The sequence below is a fragment of the Microcoleus sp. Pol14D4 genome (assembly GCF_036701245.1).
Lineage (GTDB): Bacteria > Cyanobacteriota > Cyanobacteriia > Cyanobacteriales > Microcoleaceae > Microcoleus.
In genome coordinates this window covers 14726-36980 of the sequence record NZ_JAUBQM010000027.1, presented here as the reverse complement: position 1 = coordinate 36980, position 22255 = coordinate 14726, and the positions used below count along the sequence as shown (strand labels likewise).

Here is a 22255-nt window from a genome sequence, read left to right as displayed (position 1 = left end):
TTGGCTGTGCAGACATTTGACTAATGAATACTGCCAACTGACTACTTTTTAACAGCCTGACGTTTAATAGTGTTTTCTATAAATTCTAAAGTAGTGAAAATATTAGCAGCAGAGTGAAATGATTCTCTGATTAACTCGTCTCTTTCTTCGGGAGAGTCTACCATTTCATCTACTAGCATTTTGAGGTAAGCTATCATGGGAGTCAGGCGAGTGCGAATTTCGTAAGAACCTCTAATTAGAGCTTCATCACGAGCGGTTTCTTCAGCAAATTGCACTGAATACAAGCGAGTGTAGTAACCTCCTTTTGCTAGCAATTCTTCGTGGGAACCCATTTCTACTACTTGTCCGCGATCGATCACGGCGATTTTGTTGGCTTTTTGGACTGTGGAGAGGCGGTGGGCGATGACTAAGGTTGTGCGATCGCAGCTCAATTTCTCGATCGCCGCTTGCACGTACCTTTCCGAAACCGTATCCAGCGAACTCGTTGCCTCATCTAAAATTAAGATTTCCGGGTTTTGCAGCAGGGCTCTAGCAATTGAAATTCTCTGACGCTGCCCTCCCGATAAGATCACGCCCCGATCGCCAATTTGAGTCTCCAACCCATCCGGCAATAGTTGGATAAACTCGTAAGCATTCGCTCCCTTCGCCGCTTCCACAATTTCTTCCTCAGTCGCTTGGGGTCTAGCATAAGCAATATTTTCGCGCACTGAAGCATTAAACAAAAACGTATCTTGGCTAACAATACCCATCGCTTGTCTGAGACTTTTTAGATCGAATTCGCGCAAATCCCTGCCATCGATCGAGATATTACCTTCAATAGGATCGTAAAATCTCGGCAGTAAATCTGCCAAAGTTGACTTGCCAGAACCCGAAGTTCCTACCAAAGCTAAAGTAGTGCCGTGAGGTAGAAATAAATCAATTCCTTGCAAAACTAAATTTTTGTGGTTAGGATAACTAAAAGATATTTTATTAAAATGAATTCCCGATCGCAAATGAGTGTAAGGCACAGAACCGTTAAGCATAAATGGCTTGTCCTCGCGGCTCAAAAAATCATTAACCACCTCTACACTAGCCGACGTATTTGCAAATTGACTGCGCCCGCTATTCAACTGTGAAATTAAAGGAACCAATCGAAACAGTACCAATAAATAGGTTAATAAAATTGTAGCAATAGACTCTATCTCATTCGCAAATATTGTGCGACCTATGAATACAATCAAAATTATAACTATCAAATTAACAACTTCGTTAATTGGAGCGATCGCCGCATAATTTACCTGAGCCTGAAAATCCGCTTGTTCTCGCCTTTGAATTAAATGCTTGATCCGCTGATACTCCCTTTCCTCGTTACCAGTTGACTTAACCAGCCGAATCCCAGTAATCGTTTCCAGCACCCTCACCGAATAATCTTTCGACATTTCAGAAAGCAGGTGGCCAAAATGCTTGGAACGGTTAATAATATATTGATTTGTCCAAGCAACTAACGCCAGCAAAACTGTAGCTGTCACCGTCAGTTTCCACGAGATCGAAAGTAGCAGACCCACAAACACCAAAACCGTGATTGAGGTAGTAAACATTCCGATGGCCGTACCAACTGCACTAGCAGTCCGACCAATCTCTCCGCCCAATCTATTAATTAAATCCCCGACTTTAGTTTTAGAGTAAAAATCTAAATCTACTTCTAACAACAACTGCAAGCCGGCTTCTCGCAAATCAAAAGTCAAAGATCGCGTCAGAGAAGTAGCTACTAAAGTATTGATATAACTCGCAACATTTTTTAAAAAAATTGCCAGCACAACCGCCCCGGTCATCAGCATTAAACGCTGATTTCCGGGCATTCCCTCAAAGGGATACATCAAAGTTTTAATTAGAGGTGGAGCACCACGCAGCTCGATCGCTTCCTCTAAAAAACTTAAAAGCACTGGTACAATCATAGTAGTGCTGATACCGTTAAATAAAGCGCCAGAAAAGCCCAGCATCACAGTTAAGAGAATCCTGCCGGGATATCGTCTGGCAAATTTTAGGAGTAGCTTATTGGCAGACATGAAGCATTCCCAGCTAAACAGTACGGCATCTCAAAATATTCTTTAATAACAGCCAGTTTTTCGTCCTCCCGCCAGTTGTTTTAAAATAACATTTACATATCTGCGATTATATCTGAAAGGATGGGTTTCATTGCTTGAATACTATATTTTTTTACACATCTTTCCCGAGCTTTCATTCCTTGTAAATTAGCCGCTGTCAAATTTTGAAATATCCATTGAATATTTTGTGAAATTTGAGCGGGAGAACTCGGATCGACTAAATAACCCGTTCCCCCTAAAATTTCTGGAATATCCCCCACTCGCGTAGACAAAACAGGCTTAGCCATTGCCATGCCATCTGTCAGCTTGAGCGGAAACTGAGCCACGGCTGTGAGAGTTTCTCGCTGAGGAACAACAACAACATGAGCCGCCGCTACAACGGACGGCATCGTCTCCACTGGAAACCTTGGCAGTTTAATAATCCAACGCCCCCATTGTTTCACAAGTTTATCATCATAATCATCATAAGGACTCCCGCCGACGATCGCTAATTTTAAATCGGGCTCATTTAACTGTTCGAGGGCCATCAAAACATCCTCCACGCCTTTATGAGGTCGCGGTGCCCCCGGAAACATCAAAACTCTATACCCGGACAAGCCGTAACACTGTCTGCTCAATTCAGGATTGTATTTAGCAGGGTCGAACATTGCAGTATCCTTACCATTAGGCAAATATACACCACCAAAACGCTGTTTTAAAAACTCTGTATCAACGGTGACTGCATCAGCATTGTGAATGAGACTTTCCATCCACTTGAGATAGAGGGGATTATCTGGTTCTCTTAATTGACCGTTGTGTTTAAAAATATCTCGATAAAGTTGTTTGAAAGAGGGACGGTATTTCCATTCATCTCCGCCGTACCAGCTCAGTTCCCAGTCGTCTATATCTAAAATTATAAAGTGGCGAGTCGCCAGTTTTTTTAGCAGTGATAACCCAAAGCTTGTAGGTTTAGGTTTGATTGCATAAATAATATCCCCATCTATTTTTTTCCAAAGTTTTTGAGCATCCATTAAAAACCCCGGATAATTTTTACCCGGTATCGCACATACCGGGATATCTCTGGGAGGAGTAGCATACAATTCCTTGCCAAACTGAAATCCAACAACTTCTACATCACATTTAAGCTCTATCAAGACTTGAGCTAATAAAAAAGCACGAATTGCACCTCCTCCTGACAAATCGCTCACTACTAATGAAACTTTCACTGAGTATTTTGTTTAAAACATTTGTTTAATTTTCCGGCTTAACCGAGCTTTTGTCAAGGCGACGGGGACTCACGTACTCCCGACCACAGCAACCAGGTTTTTAACCAGGGCAAAGGGCAGCAACGAAGTATTTTGGTAAAAAAACACACTAATGAATCCAAGACTGTTATTCAGGCAAGCAATAATTCTTCTAGGTAAATTTTCGGATATGTAGAGGCTAATTTTTTTTACTTGGGGCGGATTTTTGTTGCTTTTAATGCAGTTTGCCAAGCAACTTTAATTATTTTAAACGCCAGGGATTGTTAAGTTGATTTGGTAAAAATACTTTAGCCGTGCGATCGACTATTCTAGTAAAGAGCGATCGCGTTACGTTCTTGGCGTACTGAGGGCGGTAAGGATAAGTGCAGTGCATTACTTTAATCGGTTTGTCGATCGTATAAACATCTTTCCACTTATCCAAGTAGTTGTAAACCGGGGACAAAGTTGTCATTTTCGGTTTCACCGATTCAACAGCCGCCGCAAAAGCGCCCTGATCTTTCAAGAGTAACACATTTTGATGCGCCACTACCATATCGAAATATTTCTTAAACTTTGTGAACAATTCCTGAGTTTTACTGCTTTTCGTAAAAGCGATAAATCCGCCATTGTATTGAATGCTATTTTCATTGAGTGGTAATCCTACTGATTGCAGAGTTGAGAGAATATCTTGCTTGACTCTCAATAAATTAGCAGCTTTTGCGATCGCAGGCTGCACGTCTTCTGTTACCAGCAAATCTACTTCATCAAGAAAATCAAATACCTCATATATTGGTGATAGCAAACAAATATCACAATCCATATAAATAGTTTTCTCAAATAAAGATTCCCCGTACAAAGCCAGCTTAGCTTGCCGCGACGCTAAAACTGAGTTTTCGTGAGACGGTGCAGGTTTCAATATGACATTTCCAAACACCTGAAGTAAAGGATATAAAATTAGAGGGACTCTATCTATTAAAATAATAATGGGTTCGCGGTGAAACTTCCTGACAGACGCCAGAAAATGAACGCAATCCTGGAAAGAGTAAAGACCGGTTAAAATAGTGATAAATCCCTTGGCTGCTAATTTATTTGAATTCATTGATTTACTTATTTACCGAGCGTGTGTCCACTCCCAAAAGCTCTCACTCCAGTTATCTCGATAGTGAAAAATTCCTTGCCATTCATAAAAATGTACAAAATCTTTCAGGTTAATTGTTTTATTGACATTTACGATCATGTAAAGAGGTTTATCTCCATAAAAAGAAGCCCACATAGTATAACTGCTAGGCGGCCCGACAACATAGTCGCACTCAGCCAGAGCATACATATCTTCAATTAAATGACCGCTGCCAAATCCACAGTTAAAATTATCAAATAAACTCTGCTTTTGCGGAAGATTAGAACAAATCAAAAACTTAATTTTTTTTCCTTCAAATAGCATTACCACATAATTCATGACTTGTAAATATTGCTCAGTTGTGTAAAAGTACCTCCCTTTTTGATGCTGAGCATAATCCCCTTGGCGGATGTGAATTCCGACGAGCATATCAGAGTTATTTTTTAAATTCAATATCAAACGATCTACATTGATTCTATATCGCTCTAATGGTTCAAAGTAGGCTCTAATCGGGTCGGCATACTTGTGTAACTTGGAAACATCTTCTACAAACCAGCCATCTCGAAACAGCCAGCCTTGAAAACAAACTATTGAGCCCTGCTTGATTTGTTCTATATCCTGATATTTTAGCCAGCTAAAAGGTTCTTTTCGGGTTATTTCTTGCGTTTTTAATATTTTTTTATTGCTTAAATACTTAATAAAATTATAATATTTATTTCTGACAAAGTTGTTGCCTGCTGCGGTAAAACATGGAGGAGGATAACAACACAAAAAATCCCCCGCGGTTCCCACAAATAATTCTGCATATTCGTCAAAAGCAGGATTGAGAACAGTCAAATTATGCTCGATCGCCCAAGCAATGAAATTAGCAAAAAGCAGCAGTCGATTTCCGAGTTGCCCCGACTTAGCAGATATTATTAGCATATTGTATTTTTGGGGCGGGCGGGAAGCCCACCCCACAACAATTTAATCAAAATTTGCTGTAATTGTAAGGTGTGCAATGCCCACCCTACATACTAAGAGCTGTGGCGTTTTTGGTGCCACTGCCAAGCATGGGAGATAATGTTCTTAATGTCGGGATATTCTGGAGACCAACCCAAGGTTTTGATGGCTTTCTCGCTGCTGCCAACCAAAGCAGGCGGGTCTCCAGGACGGCGTTCGCACTCAACAGCTTTAATCTCTTTTCCCGTCACTTGACGAGCCGTTTCTATCACCTCTTTCACCGAAAACCCGCCGCCATTGCCTAAATTAAAGAAATCAGATTTGCCACCCTTGAGCAAATATTCTAATCCCAAAATGTGAGCAGATGCCAAATCGTTAACGTGAATGTAATCCCGAATGCAAGTACCGTCAGGAGTATCGTAATCCGTGCCAAAAATCGAGATCGAATCTCGTTTCCCCAAAGCAGCGAACAACACCAGCGGAATCAAGTGAGTTTCTGGATTGTGATCCTCTCCTAACAACCCATTAGGATCGGCCCCAGCCGCGTTAAAATATCGGAAACAAACAGACTTGAAATCGTACGCAGCGTCAAAATCAGACAAAATCCGCTCTACCATTAACTTAGTAGCACCGTAGGGATTGATCGGGTTTTGCGGGTGGTCTTCGGTGAGCGGAATTTTCTGCGGTACGCCGTAAGTCGCGCAAGTAGAAGAAAACACAAATTTCTTCACCCCAGCAGCGATCATTGCTTCCAAAAGCGTAATAGTGCCGATGACATTGTTGCGATAATATTTAGCTGGGTCGGTAACAGATTCGCCCACGTAAGCGTAAGCAGAAAAGTGCATTACAGCATCAATCTTGTGCGTAGCAAACAAGTTGTCTAGGAGAGTGCGATCGTTCGTGTCGCCAACTACTAACTCCACCTGCAAAGCCCGATCTACTAAATCTTTGTGACCGTAAACTAAATTATCCAAAATCACCACACCGTAACCGGCGTTTTTCAGCGCTAATACCGCGTGAGAGCCAATATATCCAGCTCCGCCTGTCACCAAAATAGTTTGTTTTTCTGCACTCATTTTCTTCTGCCTGTTTTTGTAGCTGGGATTGCCAATAGCCTTGTTAATTTGAGACTTCCACATCTGATGCTTTTACACTCCGCGTGAGCCGGAGAATTAAAGCAAAATATATAGGCTTTGCTGTGCGAGACGGGACGATCGCACTCCTAAAAAACGCTTTTTACACTCCAGATAGATGCTGACTGTGCAAGTCTTTCTATTCAATCGATAAACTTGAGGCGACCAATTTGGATATAATCAAATATGCGATTAATCTGATGTCGATCCTCTTCTGAAATTTTATCATCTGACAGGATAGCCGAAGTCAACACTAAATGTTCCCGGCGAGTTATCTTACCAGACGCTACAATCCGATCGACTTTTTGAGAAATTGTTAAGTTCGATTTGTTGTGAGATGTTCGCATTTATTCGATCGCTTTTACGCTAAAATAATTAAAGTGGATTGCAGTTCTTGACCAAAAAATATTGCGTACCCAACCGTAAATCACTTGGATCGATAGCAGAAATAACGTATCAGAGTTTTACTTCCCAAGATAGATATGCGGACTTAATAAATCTGCAATCAGCCTTCGGATAGCGTTCAGACTAACTTAATTATATAATATTTTTCCGAGAGAGGCACTTTTCTATGCAGGTTTATCGGCTTCCGGTACTGTCCGACAATTACATTTTCTTGCTGCACGACCCCGATCGCCACACAGCAGCAGTCGTCGATCCAGCACGGTCGCAGCCAGTATTAGAGCAACTGCAAGCACTCGGAGCCGAATTAACCGCAATTTTCATTACCCACCACCACAGCGACCACATAGGTGGCAATCAGGAACTGATCGATCGCTTTCCCCAAATTAAAGTTTACGGCGGCGCAGAAGATAGAGGCAGAATTCCCGGACAGCAAGTGTTTTTACAAGCGGGCGATCGAGTTTCTTTTGCCAACAGAACCGCCGAAGTCTTCTTCGTACCCGGCCACACAAAAGCTCACATCGCCTACTATTTCCCCCCCAGCAACCCCAGCGAAACCGGCGAATTGTTCTGCGGCGACACCTTATTTGCCGGAGGCTGCGGCAGGCTCAAAGAAGGCACTCCCGCCCAAATGTTAGCCTCTTTGGGGCAACTGCGAAACTTGCCAGACAATACCAGAGTTTGGTGCGCCCACGAATACACGCTGAACAACCTGCAATTTGCCTTGAGTGTGGATGGCGACAATCCCGATTTACAGCAGCGCTTCGCCGAAGTCAAGGAAGCGCGGAGTCGATCGCAACCTACAATACCATCATCGATCGGCCTCGAAAAAAGCACAAACCCATTTTTGCGCTGGGACTTTCCCAAGATCCAATCAGCCACCAACACCCGCGATCCAGTGCAAACCTTCGCTCGATTGCGCGGCATGAAAGACCAATTTTAACTTTAACGTTTTTGTTGTTTTAGGTAACTCTTAAACTTGAGTATCGGTTCGCTCAACCACCTGTCAAGTCTTTTGTATTTTACGTTAAAGCTCGACAGCCCCTTAAACTTATTTGGGATTTTTTCCAGTTCGTCCTTAAACGGTGTCTGAGACAACATATCAAGCCATAATTGATTGGGGGCATTGCTTTCCCACGGTTTCGGTCTTGACATAAAGTGCATCACTTTACTTGACATATCATCAGTCTTGTGGTTGTTCCATCTTTGGTCTAATTGCTTCCACCTTCCCACTAAAACTGAATTTAATGCACCTTGATCGCGATCGCCCCAAACGTGGGTTCTAGCATTTTGGAGCAACTTTTCCGACAGTTGCTCTTCCTCCCAAACCTTCATGTTGTAAACTAAAACACCACTGTTGAAATAAGGGTTTCGATCTTGATAATTGTTGGGATTTCCCCAGGTGTTGGCTGCGGCTGCTATCGGCAGAGTTTGAAAATCTAGGTTCCACAGCGGCTTTAAGCTGCCCAGAACGATCGTATCGCTGTCGAGCCAAATCAGCCTTTCTGTTTCTTTAGTATATTTTCGCGGCTCCAATTTAACGTAAGGAAGTTTAGAGCCTGATACCGAAAGAAGTTGGTCGTAATTAGATTGCAATTCTTGCCATTCAATCTGGTATTTGCAGCAATTCTGTAACTGTTCCTTTTCCGGTGAATATATCCTGGTAGATACAACGCTAATTTTGACCTGCTCCTCCCCAGATTGGCTAACATTCAGATCTACAGACTTGAGAAGTGCTGCTAACCCGAGAATATAGGTGCGATCGGCTGCTGTGAATATGTGCATAGGATTAAGTTTGTGAGATGAACGGCAAAGGTAACACAAACGTTGGGAATTGAGGAAGTAGGCGACCCTGTATTGAGGTAAATGCGATCGCCCATTTACCGTTGAGACGAACAAAATATTGCCTAAATTTCCGGTTAGATTTACACAAACAGACGGGGATTCTAAGTAGTTAGCCGCAAATAAAGTTTACAAGGTAACAGAATGTAAGGCGGGCATAACAAGAGCGATTGCTTCGTTTCACTCGCTGCGAGAGAGGGGTTATGTATTTGCAAGCTTCCTCTACTTATTTATCTGTGTGCAAGTACCATCTGTTCGCACCCGAAAACGAGCAACAGCCATTGGTAATATGCAGCAACGCGAAAAATAATGAGACAGACTAACCTGCCATCTGAAACAGCCAGAAAATTCCCCGTCGCCTGTGCTGAATCCCGCAACTGGTTCAGACGTGGGACTCTACGATAAAATAAATTGTCTAGAGATCGATATTACCGCACAACGATCGACATCCATCTTAGGTTTGAAGTGTCACCCTGCTCAAATCACAAGTTCCTCTGGTTATTTCCCTATTATCGATCGCGATTGGCTTGGCCAAAAGTAAAATGAGCGTTGTTAGAAACCGATGCAAAACCCACGCAATACTGAACCCCAACCAAAAATGGACCCATCTGTTTCAACGGATTCTAACAAAGTGTTCTACCCAGCCGCGCCTTTGCCAACCGATGTAGGGATGCTTCTGCAATTGGCAGACGGTAGCATTCAGGGCTGCAATTGTCACGCCCAGGATCTGTTGGGGATGACAGCAGAACAGATGCTCTTATGCACTTCAATCAACAGTCGGTGGCAGACTGTGCGTGAAGATGGCTCGGATTTTCCCGGCGAGACGCATCCGGCGATGGTGGCGCTGCAAACCGGGCAACCATGTTTAAATGTCATCATGGGCTTTTATCGGCCACAGGGAGAATTGATTTGGTTGACGCTCAATTCTCAACCTTTATTTCAGGGAGATCGATCGACTCCCTATGCGGTAGTAACAACCTTCACTCCTATCGCTCAACCTCAGCCCGAACCAGTCTGTAATGCGCCCGCGCCACAACTGTCAGACACCCTCGAAAGTATTTCGGACGGGTTCTTTGCTTTGGATCGAGACTGGCGATTTACCTACCTCAATTCGCAAGCGGCGCGGTGGCTGAATCGACCCTCGAAAGATTTGATTGGCCACAGCATTTGGGAAGAGTTTCCCGAATCAGTGGGCAGTTTGTTTGAGCAGGAATATCGCCACGCCGCCACCTTCCAAGTTACAGTTAGTTTTGAATCTTTTTATCCGCCACTTAATGCTTGGTATGCGGTACGAGCTTATCCCATCCCATCGGGACTTGCCGTTTATTTTCAAGATGTAACCGAGCAGAAGGCAGCTCGGGCTGCTTTTGTTAAACAAGCGCAAACAGTGCAGCAACAACTAGCAGAAATCGAGGCGATTTATGCTAGCGCGCCGATCGGACTTTGCTTTATAGATACCGAGTTGCGGTTTGTCCGCATCAACGATCGCCTCGCAGAAATTAACCGAGTTCCAGCGGCCGCCCACATCGGCCAAACATTGCGCGAAATCTTGCCAGAAATGGCAGATGATTTAGAGCCGCTTTACCGACAAGTTATTGAAACTAAAGTTCCACTAAAACAGCTCGAAGTTCGGAGGACTAACTCAGTACAGCCGGGAGGAGAACAGGATTGGCTGTTGAGTCTCTATCCGCTGAAAGCCGAGGACGATCGCGTTTTGGGCGTGAATGTGACGGTGCATGAAATTACCGAACGCAAAGCTACCAAAAAAGAAATTCAACGGCTCAACCAAGAACTAGAGCGACGAGTGAATGAACTGGAATCGATACTTGATGCTGTACCCGTCGGTATTACGATCGCCGACGACCCACAGTGTCAAGTAATTCGCGCTAATCGGTTTGCCCTGTCTATGTTGCAAGTGCCGGCCGATACCAATGTTTCTGGAACCGGAGAGCAAGCGGCAGTCCTTCCGTTTAGGCGACTCCGCAACGGAGAAGAAATTCCGGGAGAACAACTCCCCATGCAACTGGCCGTGGCTTCCGGCGTCCCAGTGCGAGATATGGAAATTCAAATGGTGCGCGAGGACGGAGTGGCCTTTGATTGGTTGGTGAATGCGGTGCCGTTATTTGACGAACAAGGCGCAGTTCGCGGCTGTGTGGCGGCGTTTATGGATATTAGCGATCGCAAACAAGCTCTTGCTGCTTTGCGCCGCTCTGAGGAACGCTATCGCACTTTGTTTGATTGCCTAGACGAAGGCTTTTGCATCATCGAAATGCTGTTTGACGCCAACGAAAAGCCGATCGATTACCGCTTTTTGGAAGTCAATCCGGCCTTCTTGAAACAAACCGGACTCGAACAACCTGCGGGTAAAACGGCGCGGCAGCTCGTTCCGGATCTCGAAGATTATTGGTTTGAGATGTACGGCCAAGTCGCGCTGACGGGGGAGTCCTTGCGCTTCGAGCACGGCTCGGAAGTCATGAACCGCTGGTTCGAGGTTTTGGCGTTCCGCACTCCTGAGCCACACAGCCGAAAAGTCGCCTTACTTTTCAAAGAAATCAGCGATCGCAAACAATCAGAGAATCGCTTGCGGCAACAGGAAGAACAACTGCGGCTGTTCGTTAAACATTCGCCTGCGGGGGTGGCGATGTTTGACCGCCAGATGCGGTATATGCTGGTGAGCGACCGCTGGCTGACAAGTTACGGGCTCGGCGATCGAAACATTGTGGGTCGATCGCACTACGACATCTTTCCCAATTTGCCCGATCGTTTCAAACAAATCCACCAGCGCTGTCTGGCGGGAGCAGTCGAACTCTGCCAAGAAGATCTGTTTCCCCGGCCTGATGGCTTAATCGACTGGGTGCAGTGGGAAATTCACCCTTGGCGAACCAATACCAATGAGATTGGCGGCATCATGATTTTTTGCGAAATCATCACCGATCGCAAAAACGCTGAACTCGCGGTGCTAGCGGCCTCCCAGCAAGTCAGCAATATTATAGAAAGTATTACTGATGCCTTTATGGCTATCGATTCACAATGGCGCTATACATACGTTAATACCACAGCAGAAAAACTGCTTTCTCGATCTCGATCGGACTTGCTAGGTCGATCGATCTGGGAGGTATTCCCCGCCGAGAAAGAATCCAATTCGAGGGCATATCAAGAATTTCATCGAGTCGTTAACGAGCAAGTTTCTGTCAAGTTTGAAGAGTTTTCGCCGTCGCTCCAAATGTATATAGAAGTGAGCGCCTATCCAGCCGCCGAAGGATTTACGGCTTATTGGAGCGATATTAGCGATCGCAAACGCACTGAAGAAGAACTGCGGCAAAAGAATGCAATTTTGAATTTGATTAACGAGTCAGCGCCCACGCCAATTTTTGTCAAAGATCGAGAAGGACGGATTATTTATGCAAATCCAGCCACGCTGGACGTACTGGGCAAACCTGCTGCTGAAGTAATTGGGCGGCGCGATCGCGATTTATACCCAATAGCAGAACTTGGAGCCACAGTCACGGACAACGATCGGCGCATTATGGAATCTGGACAAACAGAAGTCGTCGAAGAATCTCCCGATGGCATTCGGACATTTGTGGCAATGAAAGCTCCCTACCGCAATGAAGCGGGAGAAGTCATCGGCTTGATTGGCATCTCCAGCGACATCACAAATCGCAAACGAGCCGAAGTCGCCCGGGAAGAACAAACTAAGTTACTGCAAGTCATCATTGACAGCATTGGTGATGGCTTGATTTTGGCCAACCAACAAGGGGAGTTTGTGCTGTTTAACCGAGCCGCCGTGCGGATATTCGGTCAGCTATCGAATGAAAAATCTTGTGAGGAATGGTCGAGCACCTACGGGCTATTTTTGGCCGACAAAAAAACCCTCTTTCCCGACGCTGAACTACCTCTAGCCAGAGCAATCAAAGGTGAATATGTTAATGATGTAGAGGTATTTGTCCGCCGCGAAGATTCCGAAGATCGTTGGATCAGTATCAGCGGTTATCCAGTAGTTGATGCTAGCAGCGAAATCAAAGGCGGAGTGATTGTCTGTCGGGATATCACAGAACGCAAACAAGCCGAAGCAGCGCTGCAAGAAAGCGAAGAACGATTCCGCAATATGGCTAACAATGCTCCTTTTATGGTATGGGTAACAAACTCCACAGGCTACTGTAGTTTCCTGAGCCAAACCTGGTATGACTTCACAGGTCAAACTGAGGAAATAGGTTTGGGATTGGGTTGGGTAAACGCGCTGCATCCAGAAGACCGAGAATACGCCAAGAACGCATTTTTGACCGCCAACGAACGCCAGGAATCTTTCCGCGTGGAATATCGCATCAGGCGTAAGGATGGCGGATATTCTTGGGCGATCGATGCGGCTGCTCCCAGATTTTCCAAAAGCGGACAATTTGAGGGTTATATTGGCTCTGTAATCGACATTACAGAGCGCAAACAAGTCGAAACCGAGCGCGATATGGTTCTGCAATTAGAACAAACGGCCCGCGCGGAAGCGGAACGAGCTAACCGCATTAAAGACGAGTTTCTGGCGGTGCTTTCTCACGAGTTGCGATCGCCCTTAAATCCGATTTTAGGCTGGTCGCAACTGCTCGTCGGCGGCAAGCTGAAGCCGGCTCAAACTGCCAAGGCCTTTGAGACGATCGAGCGCAACGCCAGACTGCAATCTCAATTAATCGAAGACTTGCTTGACGTGTCTCGGATTCTGCAAGGAAAACTCAGATTGAATGTTGCTCCGGTGAATCTGGCAACCATTATTCCGTCTGCCGTGGAAACCGTGCAATTAGCAGCCGAAGCTAAAAAAATTTCAATCCAAACAATTTTAAATCCCGATGTCGGGAAAGTTCTCGGCGATACAAGTCGCTTGCAGCAAATAGTCTGGAATTTGCTGTCAAACGCGGTGAAATTCACGCCAGAAGGCGGTCGAGTTGAAGTTCGATTAGTGCCAATCGGCCGCCAAGCTCAAATTCAAGTCACGGACACTGGTAAAGGCATTCTTCCCGATTTCTTGCCTTATGTTTTTGACCATTTCCGGCAAGAAGATGGCGCTACAACTCGCAAATTTGGCGGCTTGGGTTTGGGATTGGCGATCGTCCGCCAACTGATCGAACTTCACGGCGGAACGGTGTTTGCAGAAAGCGCAGGAGTTGGTCAAGGAGCGACGTTTACGGTGAGATTACCGCTATTAAATGATGATTCTAGAAGGCAGGAGGAGGAAGAACGTCATGGGGCTGCTAGTCCCGATCTCTCATCCTTGCCGTTAGCTGGATTGAGAATTTTGGTGGTAGATGATGAACTCGACTCGCGAGATTTTGTCGCTTTCGTGCTTGAGGAAGCGGGTGCAGAGGTGATTTCCCTGTCATCTGCTACTGAGGCGCTACAGTCGATCGAACAAACTGCACCGGATTTGCTCGTCAGCGACATCGGAATGCCCCAGATGGACGGATATATGTTGATAAATCGCATCCGCACTCAGCTTGCGCCTGAGTATCGGCAGTTGCTGGCGATCGCCTTAACGGCCTATGCTGGAGAAGCGAACGAGCGCCAAGTTTTGCAAGCCGGATTTGACAAACACTTAGCCAAGCCGATCGATCCGACCCAGTTAGTTGCTACTGTAGCGCGATCGATCGTCCAGCGCCTTGAAAATAAAGCCTGAGTGTTCTGTAAGATATTGCACTGTAGTTGATTTGGCTCATTACAGCACCCCGCTTTTGCGTAATTTCAAACTGAATTTGCCCGTTAAAAATATTATCCCTGTTTCTTCCCTCGAACCTCGAATCTCAACATCCATCCGTTAAATCCGTTACATCCGCTACATAATCCGTTGCCGAACTTCCTTCTCCCTTGCGATCGCCCCTCAAACTTCGCTATTATAAAAAGTTGCAGTTAAAACCCCACAACCCACGATCATGGCCAAGCGCGTCCAATTAGTTTTAAATAAAGATGTCAGCAAACTCGGTAAAGCTGGCGACGTAGTAGAAGTAGCCCCGGGCTACGCCCGCAACTACCTAGTACCCCAAGGAATGGGATTTAGAGCCACTCCTGGCATTCTCAAGCAAGCAGAACGCCGCCGTGAAGAAGAAAGACTGCGCCAGCTAGAGCTCAAGCAGCAAGCTGAAGTCCGCAAAACCGCCCTCGAAGCGGCTGGGCCTTTCATCATCTCCAAGCAAGTTGGCGAAGCAGACGCGATTTTTGGTACTGTCACCAACCAAGAAGTAGCAGAACTGATTTTCAACTCTACCAGTCAAGAAGTCGATCGGCGCGGCATCACTCTGCCCGAAATTCGCCAAACTGGTACATACAAAGCTGAAATCAAACTACACGCAGAAGTTACCGCCGAAGTTGATATTCAAGTTGTTCCGATGTAACAGTAATTGGTAATTGGGCATTGGTAATTGGCCTGCGCAGGGCATAGGGCATTAATGCACTGGTCAGTTATTTTTCTAATAACCAATAACCAATAATATCAAGTTCGAGCGATCGCTTATATTTATTTTTGAGTGCGAGCGTCTCGCTCGCGAGCGGGACGCTCGCACTCAAATGATAACTGATTAACCGGACACGATATAATCAATAACCAATAACCAATAACCAATAACCAATAACTAATAACTATTGACTAATGAGCGATTTGATGCCGACAAATATAGAGGCAGAAGAAGCAATTTTGGGCGGGATTTTAATTGACCCCGAAGCTATTTCCCGAATTGCCGAACTGCTGCGGCCGGAGTTTTTTGCCATCACCGCTCATCAAGTCATTTATCGATCGGCATTAGGGCTATTTTTACAGGGTCAACCTACCGATTTAATGACGGTAACAACTTCGCTAACCGACCGAAACCAGTTAGAGCAAGTAGGAGGACTAAGTAAATTAGCACAATTAGTCGATCGCACAGTTTCCGCAGTCAACATCGACCAATATGCAGTTTTAGTTGAAGACAAATATCAGCGCCGCAAATTAATCGAAGCTGGCAACAACATAGTACAATTAGGTTACGAGACGGCAACACCGCTAGAAACAGTCTTAGACCGCGCCGAACAAGAAATTTTCAGCATAACTCAAGAACGCCCGCAACAGGATTTAGTGTCGATCGGCGAAACACTAAACCAAACATTTCAAGACCTAGAAAATCGCAATGAAGGCCTGACACTTCCCGGCATTCCCTGCGGTTTCTATGACTTAGATGCGATGACAGGAGGCTTTCAGCGATCGGATTTAATCATCGTTGCGGCTAGGCCGGCGATGGGCAAAACGGCCTTTTGTACCAATATCGCCCACCACATCGCCGCCGGACAGCAAAAATTGCCCGTTGCCGTTTTCAGCTTAGAAATGTCGAAAGAACAGCTAGTGCAGCGTATCCTGTCCAGTGAAGCCAAAATAGAAAGTAACAGGTTGCGATCGGGTAGAATCAGTCAAAACGAATGGGAACCAATCAGTACAGCCATTGGGAATTTATCAGAACTACCGCTGTTTATTGACGATACTCCCAATATTACCGTCACAGAAATACGATCGAAAGTCCGCCGCCTCCAAGCAGAACAAGGCGGAACCCTAGGATTAGTCTTGCTAGATTACCTGCAATTAATGGAAGGTACCAGCGACAACCGCGTGCAAGAACTATCTCGAATTACCAGAAGTCTTAAAGGTTTAGCCCGCGAACTCAACGTGCCGATTATTGCCTTATCTCAGTTGAGTCGGGGTGTGGAAGCGAGGACAAACAAGCGGCCGATGATGTCTGATTTACGCGAAAGCGGATCGATCGAGCAAGACGCAGATTTAGTAATTATGCTCTACCGCGATGAATATTACAACCCTGATTCGCCCGATCGCGGAATTGCAGAAGTAATTATTACCAAACACAGAAACGGCCCCACAGGAATCATCAAACTATTATTTGACGCCCAATATACCTGCTTTCGCAATCTGGCATCTCCGAAGCGATCGTAAATCAACCAGGAAATACACAGAAACCCGGTTTCTTAATAAAAAAACCGGGTTTCTAAACACCGTAAAAGTTTTACGTTGAATTAGATTGAGCTACCTAGCCAGCGATTTTCAACAATTCCACATCAAAAATCAGCGTAGCATTAGGAGGAATGACTCCGCCCGCACCGCGAGCACCGTAACCGAGTTCAGGGGGAATAATCAACTGGCGGCGGTCTCCAACTTTCATCGTACCGACGCCTTCATCCCAACCCTTAATTACTTGACCTACGCCAATTTTGAACTGAAAAGGAGAATTGCGATCGCGCGAACTGTCAAACTTCGTGCCATCCTCCAAAGTCCCAGTGTAGTGTACCACAACCGTCTGCCCGGTTTTTGGAGTCGCCCCATTACCCTCTTTCAATTCAACATATTTCAGACCTGAATCTGTGGTGACAGTTTTATCAGTATTATCAGTCATGTCATTGCCAGCGATAGTAGCTGGTACCTCCGGTAAAGTAGCATCAGCTACTAGCAAGTTATTTTCATTCAAAGACTGTGCTGACAACTTCTCAATAGCAGTCTCTGGTAAAAGATTGTTCAATTCGGCTGCAACTGCTTGGGACCCAGAACCGCCCATTTGAGCGACTATCAAAAACACAAAGCAAACCAGCATTACCCCCAAGCTGACTAGAACTCCTCGCAAAATTAATCCTCCTGATACTTTTAACCGCGATATCTCAGATATCTAAGACATCTAGTACAACAAGAACTACCAAATGTTATCTGAACTTTTCCACCAAAAAACGGCAGGTTTCAGATAATTTTAAAGGCAAAAGTATGAAGTCAGAATGTTTGTAATTCTACATAAGTGGCTTCTACATAAGTGCCTTTTTTAGCCTTCTGCCTTTGGGTGACAATTTTATCACAAGATAGCAGCGAACTCCTCGCGGGCGTTAGCGAAGCCCTCGAAGAGGATCGACCTCAGCGCCAGTTACGGTTTTCTAAATCCCGCATCTGACGTTCCAAACGATCGAGCCTTCCCCGCAACTCATCCATTTCGGACTGTCGGGGAACTCCCATATCTTGCAGCATATTGCGTAGTTGCCGCTGTAACTGCGTATCCCAATTACCTTGTTCAGACTTGAGGTGTTCCGTCATGTCATCCACAAAGGTTTTGGCTTGCTCGGAATTGATTTTGCCATCTTTGACCCATTGCTCGCTGACTTCCTGCAATTTCTCTGCCACCAGGGAGGTAGTACCAATGCCCAGCATTACCAGTTGTTTGAGTAAGTTGCTATTGTTATCCATAGATTTTTCCTAATGTTTGCCCTTTCATACCCGATCGGCTCAGGTCGCCTGCTGTCGCTGCGAAACCATCTGTAAACTTAAAGTTACATCAGCGCACAACTACCTTTCTATTTTGGAGCATCCAGCCGCCTGATGGCGAGCCGATCGCGCTAATCGGCGTTCGGAAAACCCGCTAATGAGCCTACCCACCACATTACCCCATAACCCTGCTGTCTATGCCTGATTGCCCCCGCTGTCACCAACCTGTAGACGCCCAAGCCCTCGCCTGTCCACACTGCAAAATTCCCCTCAAAGCTTTCGGTCATCCGGGTATCCCTCTTTATCGATCAAAACCCGAAGAATTTCTCTGCCCTACCTGTATTTATCACGAAGACGACACTTGCAACTACCCGCAGCGTCCCTTTGCCAAAGAATGCACGCTTTATCACGATCGAGCTGAGCCACTTGTGCCACAGACGAGCCATTACATCAGCAGCGGCTGGCCGCAATCAATCAAAAATTGGTGTCAGCGCCATCTCGTTTGGTTAGCTTTATTAGCTTTAATTATTATTAGCATTGCTGTGTCGATTTAATCTCACATCTTGCACCATTTTCAAGAACAGGCTTTCCGGCCTGTGAAGCAAAGAGTAGATTTTCTCGCTTCACAGGCCGGAAAGCCTGTTCATAAAAGGCTTATTGACAATAATGGTGCAACATCTCTGTTCACTCGGATTGTACAAAGCCTAGAATAGAGATATCTCTGTTAATCTGGGTTGCTCTATTATTCTCTAAATTATTCATGAGTTACGTATTCGGCATCGACGGCGGCGGCACTAAAACTATCTGCCTTTTAATGGATGACAACCACCTTGTTTTAGGACGGGGTGAAGCAGGGCCGTCAAATTATCAAACCCTGGGAATTGAGACAGCAAAACAATCCATCCAATTGGCGATCGAACGAGCAGTTCTGTCCGCTCAGGTCGAGGCTGTAGGCAATCTCAACATAGAAGCAATTGGTTTGGGACTAGCAGGCGTCGGGCGTCCAAAAGATCGCGAAATAGTGCAATTTGTAGTGCAGAACTTGCAGTTGACAAATACTTTACCAGTAACCCGATCGTTCTTGCCCAGGAATATAGTAATTTGCAGCGACTGCGCGATCGCACTTGCTGGCGGTACAGGTCATCCGGTGGGTATCGCCGTTATTTCAGGAACCGGTTCGATTGTTTTCGGGCAAAACCGTCACGGGAAAACTAAACGAGTCGGCGGTTGGGGATATATTTTAGGCGATGAAGGCAGCGGATATAACATCGCCCTTCAGGGTTTGCAAGCTGCTTTGAAATTCTATGACGGACGCGAAGATTTTACCCTGCTTGCCGAAAAATTTCAAAAGCATTTAGGCCTCAATAACCTAGAAGAATTGGTAGAAGTCGTTTACGGGCGCGGTTGGGGAGTCAAAGAAATTGCAACTTTAGCACCAATAGTCGATCGAGCCGCAGCAGAGGGCGATCGCGTCGCTGACGGCATTATCAATAATGCTGTGGCAGAATTAACCTATTCAACAAAAATAGCCATTTCAGCGCTATTTAACCAAACAGAAGAATTTGAAATTGTGCTCGTAGGAGGTGTGTGGGGCGGCGAGGCAAATTGCCGAGGTCGGTTTGAAGCTGCAATAAGTGCGATCGCCCCAAAAGCTAAGATAATCTCGCCCCGATACGAACCAGCTTTCGGTGCAGGATTGTTAGCCTTAAACGCTCTCAACAATTAATTGTTGACTGTTGACTGTTGAATGCTGACTTTTGACTATCTTCCTTATCTTCCCGATAGCCCCTGTATTGCCGATTTTCTCGATTTTTCCAAATTTTCAACTTCTGGATTATCGACCTTATCTTCCCAACTGGTAGAATTCCAGCCTGCCATAATCAAAACATCAGATGAATGCGAAACCAGAAACAAATTTAGCAGTAGTGCGTTCCTAAGTAAACAAAAACCGAAGCAAGGAGACAATTTATATGATTACTTCTCAAAAATGGCGTTCAGCAACAGCAGCAATCCTCGCACTGGGTATTACAGTTGGAACCAGCGCGCCCCTAGTGGTAGCTAATCCCGCAGAAGCTCAACAACGAATTTCCCAATTTGATAGCATCCGCATTCCCTCGGGCAGTGTAATTCCAGTTAGCTATGAAAAAGACAAAATAGTTGTCACCCGCGAAGAAACTGCACCTTTAACTTTAACTGTAGCGCAAGACATCCGCACACCTCAAGGCAGAGTATTAATCCCCAGAGGCAGCCAGATAGTCGGGACACTGCAACCTGTCAGAAGAGGCAATCAAAGTGGTACTCAATTTGTTGCCAGAGAGTTAGTTATCAGCCGCCGCCAACGCTATCGGATTGACGGAAATTCAGGAATTATTACCAGAACCGAAAGAGTCCAAAAAGGTGCTGGCACAGGTTCAGTAGCCCAAGGTGCAGCTTTGGGTGCAGCAGCAGCAGCAGCACTCGCAGGCATTACCGGCGACAAAGCCATCGCCACGGAAGAAGTATTAGGAGGCGCTGGGATCGGCGCTTTAGCTGGAGTATTGTTGGGGCGGCGCAGCGTTGACGTGCTGGTGATTCGCCCGGAACAAGATTTAGCAGTGAGATTGCGATCGGACATCGTACTCCGCTAATATTGGAATCTTCGGATTAATTATTTGCAGTAAAACATTGTCGATCGCTAACTTGTGGTCTCCCGATAATTGGCTAGGCATAATGTTAAGGTTGTGCCTAGCCATGTTTGTTGGCGGAATTATTGGATGGGAGCGCCAACTCAGAAACAAACCAGCGGGATTGAGAACTCATATGCTAGTTAGTATGGGTTCTGCACTGTTTGTTTTAATGCCGCTGGCAATGGGGAAAAATGAAAACGGAGGAGATGCTGTAGCGCGCGTAATTCAAGGCATTGCTGCCGGGATTGGGTTTTTGGGAGGCGGAGAAATCCTGCGGCAAAATCAAGAGGAAATAGGTAAAGTTGAAGTTCACGGACTCACCTCTGCCGCCGCTATTTGGGTATCAGCAGCTTTAGGAACTGCGGCAGGATGCGGGTTGTGGCAACTGGCATTAATTGGCGCTTTAATGTCGCTGTTTGTTCTGAGAGTAATTAAAGAGTTAGAGCGTCGGAGTCGTAGGAAATAGTCTCATTGAGTATATTCAATTTGGCAAAATAACCTTACAATGTTGCTAGTGACGCCGCAATTACCAACTCGTTTGATGAAGCTTCACTACTAACCAATTTAATTGCGGTTAATCGAGGGTAAATAATATTAGCTTTTTCATACCAAGTCGAGTTAATCACTTATCATAAATTGTTGGCTATCCTCCCCGCCAGATCTGTCAATGTAGTGAAAAAGTTGCTCAAACCTATCATAAGGAGTGCAACCGGAATTGATATAACAAGAAATAACCTTTGAATCATAACGAGCGACGGTTAGTCAGCAAACAGGGTGATCGGTCTGGTCATCCCCGCCTTGCCTTTGAGGAGCTAAGTCCTGCCTACAAACTTAAACATTTATTTTAAAAATTATTTAAATTAGAGTTGATTGGCTTACTACCGAGTGAAGCAAGATAGCAATAGTGGTAAAATTAATGAGTTATACCTTAGAAAAATTAACTTTTAAATAAACTTTTTTTAGTAAATTGATTAATTAATATTTATTTTGCCGGAAAGCACATGAATGAATAAAGCTAGTTAATTCGTTTCGGGAAAACTTGGCATTTTCATCAATTCCAAAGACTCTTGCCTTACGCGACCCGCCATGGCAGCTAACTGCAAGCTCATAAAAGCATTCAAATCTTCCAAATCACACTTGGCTGAGGAAAAAATATTCTGCATTTCTTTTTCCGCTTCCAAACTCAGATATCCAGCGGCAATAGCTTGTTTTACAACTTCACGAATCTGCACGGTAGAAATTTCCCTTACTAAATTTTAACTAATCAAAAGCAAACAAGTTACTAACAGGAAGTTTCGGAAGCCGTCTCGCCAAAGAGTTCAAAATTTTTCAGCTCGCGAGACTCTTGTTTCACTCCTCCGGACATAGCTGCTAGTTGCAAAGCCATAAAAGCATTTAAGTCTTCTAAGTCATAGGTGGTGGTAGTTAACATCCGCCGCAGTTGATTTTCGGCTTCAATGGTTAGATAGCCTAGAGCCAGAGCTTGCTGGGCGAGATCGCGAATTAGTACCATAACACTTCGGGGTTTTATTGGTTCAAGTCTCAGTATCAACTGTTTTCACAGAATCAGCAGTGACGGCTATTGCTCGA

General features: G+C 45.2%; 19 protein-coding genes. 8 read left to right on the top strand and 11 right to left on the bottom strand.

What is annotated here, in order from left to right; translation table 11 throughout:
• Positions 1 to 41: 41 nt before the first annotated feature.
• The 6 genes from QUA33_RS12405 to QUA33_RS12380 all read right to left on the bottom strand — a co-directional run bounded on the left by QUA33_RS12405 (position 42) and on the right by QUA33_RS12380 (position 6846).
• Positions 42 to 2045, bottom strand: a complete 2004-nt coding sequence (locus QUA33_RS12405) for an ABC transporter ATP-binding protein (RefSeq protein ID WP_333148842.1) — start codon at positions 2043 to 2045, stop codon at positions 42 to 44.
• Positions 2046 to 2137: 92 nt separating this feature from the next.
• Positions 2138 to 3289: a glycosyltransferase family 4 protein gene (locus tag QUA33_RS12400; RefSeq protein WP_333148841.1), complete on the bottom strand. Its 1152-nt coding sequence runs from the start codon at positions 3287 to 3289 to the stop codon at positions 2138 to 2140.
• 280 nt (positions 3290 to 3569) lie between these two features.
• A complete protein-coding gene (locus tag QUA33_RS12395) occupies positions 3570 to 4406 on the bottom strand; it encodes a hypothetical protein (protein ID WP_333095066.1) in 837 nt (278 codons plus the stop codon).
• 12 nt (positions 4407 to 4418) lie between these two features.
• A complete protein-coding gene (locus QUA33_RS12390; protein ID WP_333148840.1) occupies positions 4419 to 5261 on the bottom strand; it encodes an alpha-1,2-fucosyltransferase in 843 nt (280 codons plus the stop codon).
• A 179-nt stretch (positions 5262 to 5440) separates the two neighbouring features.
• A complete protein-coding gene (gene galE / locus QUA33_RS12385) occupies positions 5441 to 6442 on the bottom strand; it encodes a UDP-glucose 4-epimerase GalE (RefSeq protein ID WP_333148866.1) in 1002 nt (333 codons plus the stop codon).
• 200 nt (positions 6443 to 6642) lie between these two features.
• Positions 6643 to 6846 (bottom strand): hypothetical protein, encoded by a 204-nt coding sequence (locus QUA33_RS12380; RefSeq protein WP_190659093.1) that lies wholly within the window; start codon positions 6844 to 6846, stop codon positions 6643 to 6645.
• A 224-nt stretch (positions 6847 to 7070) separates the two neighbouring features.
• Between QUA33_RS12380 and gloB the strand changes: the two genes are divergently transcribed.
• Complete coding sequence (gene gloB / locus QUA33_RS12375) at positions 7071 to 7844, top strand: hydroxyacylglutathione hydrolase (protein WP_333148839.1); 774 nt, start codon at positions 7071 to 7073, stop codon at positions 7842 to 7844.
• Positions 7845 to 7846: 2 nt separating this feature from the next.
• Here gloB and QUA33_RS12370 read toward each other — a convergent pair whose 3' ends face one another.
• Positions 7847 to 8686, bottom strand: coding sequence for a glycosyltransferase (locus tag QUA33_RS12370; RefSeq protein WP_333095073.1), 840 nt, complete (start codon positions 8684 to 8686; stop codon positions 7847 to 7849).
• A 619-nt stretch (positions 8687 to 9305) separates the two neighbouring features.
• Here QUA33_RS12370 and QUA33_RS12365 point away from each other — a divergent pair.
• The 3 genes from QUA33_RS12365 to dnaB all read left to right on the top strand — a co-directional run bounded on the left by QUA33_RS12365 (position 9306) and on the right by dnaB (position 16694).
• Positions 9306 to 14402: a PAS domain-containing protein gene (locus QUA33_RS12365; RefSeq protein WP_445243240.1), complete on the top strand. Its 5097-nt coding sequence runs from the start codon at positions 9306 to 9308 to the stop codon at positions 14400 to 14402.
• A 253-nt stretch (positions 14403 to 14655) separates the two neighbouring features.
• The gene (gene rplI, locus QUA33_RS12360) at positions 14656 to 15114 is read left to right on the top strand and encodes a 50S ribosomal protein L9 (protein WP_333148837.1); all 459 of its coding nucleotides are present in this window, start codon (positions 14656 to 14658) and stop codon (positions 15112 to 15114) included.
• 254 nt (positions 15115 to 15368) lie between these two features.
• The gene (gene dnaB / locus QUA33_RS12355; RefSeq protein ID WP_333148836.1) at positions 15369 to 16694 is read left to right on the top strand and encodes a replicative DNA helicase; all 1326 of its coding nucleotides are present in this window, start codon (positions 15369 to 15371) and stop codon (positions 16692 to 16694) included.
• Between the two features lie 94 nt (positions 16695 to 16788).
• Here the strand turns inward: dnaB and QUA33_RS12350 are convergent, their stop codons facing one another.
• Positions 16789 to 17376 carry an FKBP-type peptidyl-prolyl cis-trans isomerase gene (locus QUA33_RS12350; RefSeq protein ID WP_333148835.1) on the bottom strand — a complete coding sequence of 196 codons (588 nt, stop codon included), beginning with the start codon at positions 17374 to 17376 and terminating at the stop codon, positions 16789 to 16791.
• 278 nt (positions 17377 to 17654) lie between these two features.
• Positions 17655 to 17981: a phasin family protein gene (locus QUA33_RS12345; protein ID WP_333036214.1), complete on the bottom strand. Its 327-nt coding sequence runs from the start codon at positions 17979 to 17981 to the stop codon at positions 17655 to 17657.
• Between the two features lie 215 nt (positions 17982 to 18196).
• Between QUA33_RS12345 and QUA33_RS12340 the strand changes: the two genes are divergently transcribed.
• The 4 genes from QUA33_RS12340 to QUA33_RS12325 all read left to right on the top strand — a co-directional run bounded on the left by QUA33_RS12340 (position 18197) and on the right by QUA33_RS12325 (position 21131).
• The gene (locus QUA33_RS12340; protein ID WP_333148834.1) at positions 18197 to 18553 is read left to right on the top strand and encodes a zinc ribbon domain-containing protein; all 357 of its coding nucleotides are present in this window, start codon (positions 18197 to 18199) and stop codon (positions 18551 to 18553) included.
• A gap of 206 nt (positions 18554 to 18759) precedes the next feature.
• Positions 18760 to 19725 carry a BadF/BadG/BcrA/BcrD ATPase family protein gene (locus tag QUA33_RS12335; protein ID WP_333148832.1) on the top strand — a complete coding sequence of 322 codons (966 nt, stop codon included), beginning with the start codon at positions 18760 to 18762 and terminating at the stop codon, positions 19723 to 19725.
• A gap of 244 nt (positions 19726 to 19969) precedes the next feature.
• Entirely contained in the window at positions 19970 to 20626 is a 657-nt protein-coding gene (locus QUA33_RS12330; RefSeq protein ID WP_333148831.1) for a hypothetical protein, read from the top strand.
• Between the two features lie 82 nt (positions 20627 to 20708).
• Positions 20709 to 21131, top strand: a complete 423-nt coding sequence (locus QUA33_RS12325; protein WP_333148830.1) for an MgtC/SapB family protein — start codon at positions 20709 to 20711, stop codon at positions 21129 to 21131.
• Between the two features lie 553 nt (positions 21132 to 21684).
• Here the strand turns inward: QUA33_RS12325 and QUA33_RS12320 are convergent.
• Complete coding sequence (locus QUA33_RS12320; RefSeq protein ID WP_333095085.1) at positions 21685 to 21897, bottom strand: hypothetical protein; 213 nt, start codon at positions 21895 to 21897, stop codon at positions 21685 to 21687.
• Positions 21898 to 21947: 50 nt separating this feature from the next.
• Positions 21948 to 22178: a hypothetical protein gene (locus QUA33_RS12315; protein WP_333148829.1), complete on the bottom strand. Its 231-nt coding sequence runs from the start codon at positions 22176 to 22178 to the stop codon at positions 21948 to 21950.
• Positions 22179 to 22255 lie beyond the last annotated feature (77 nt).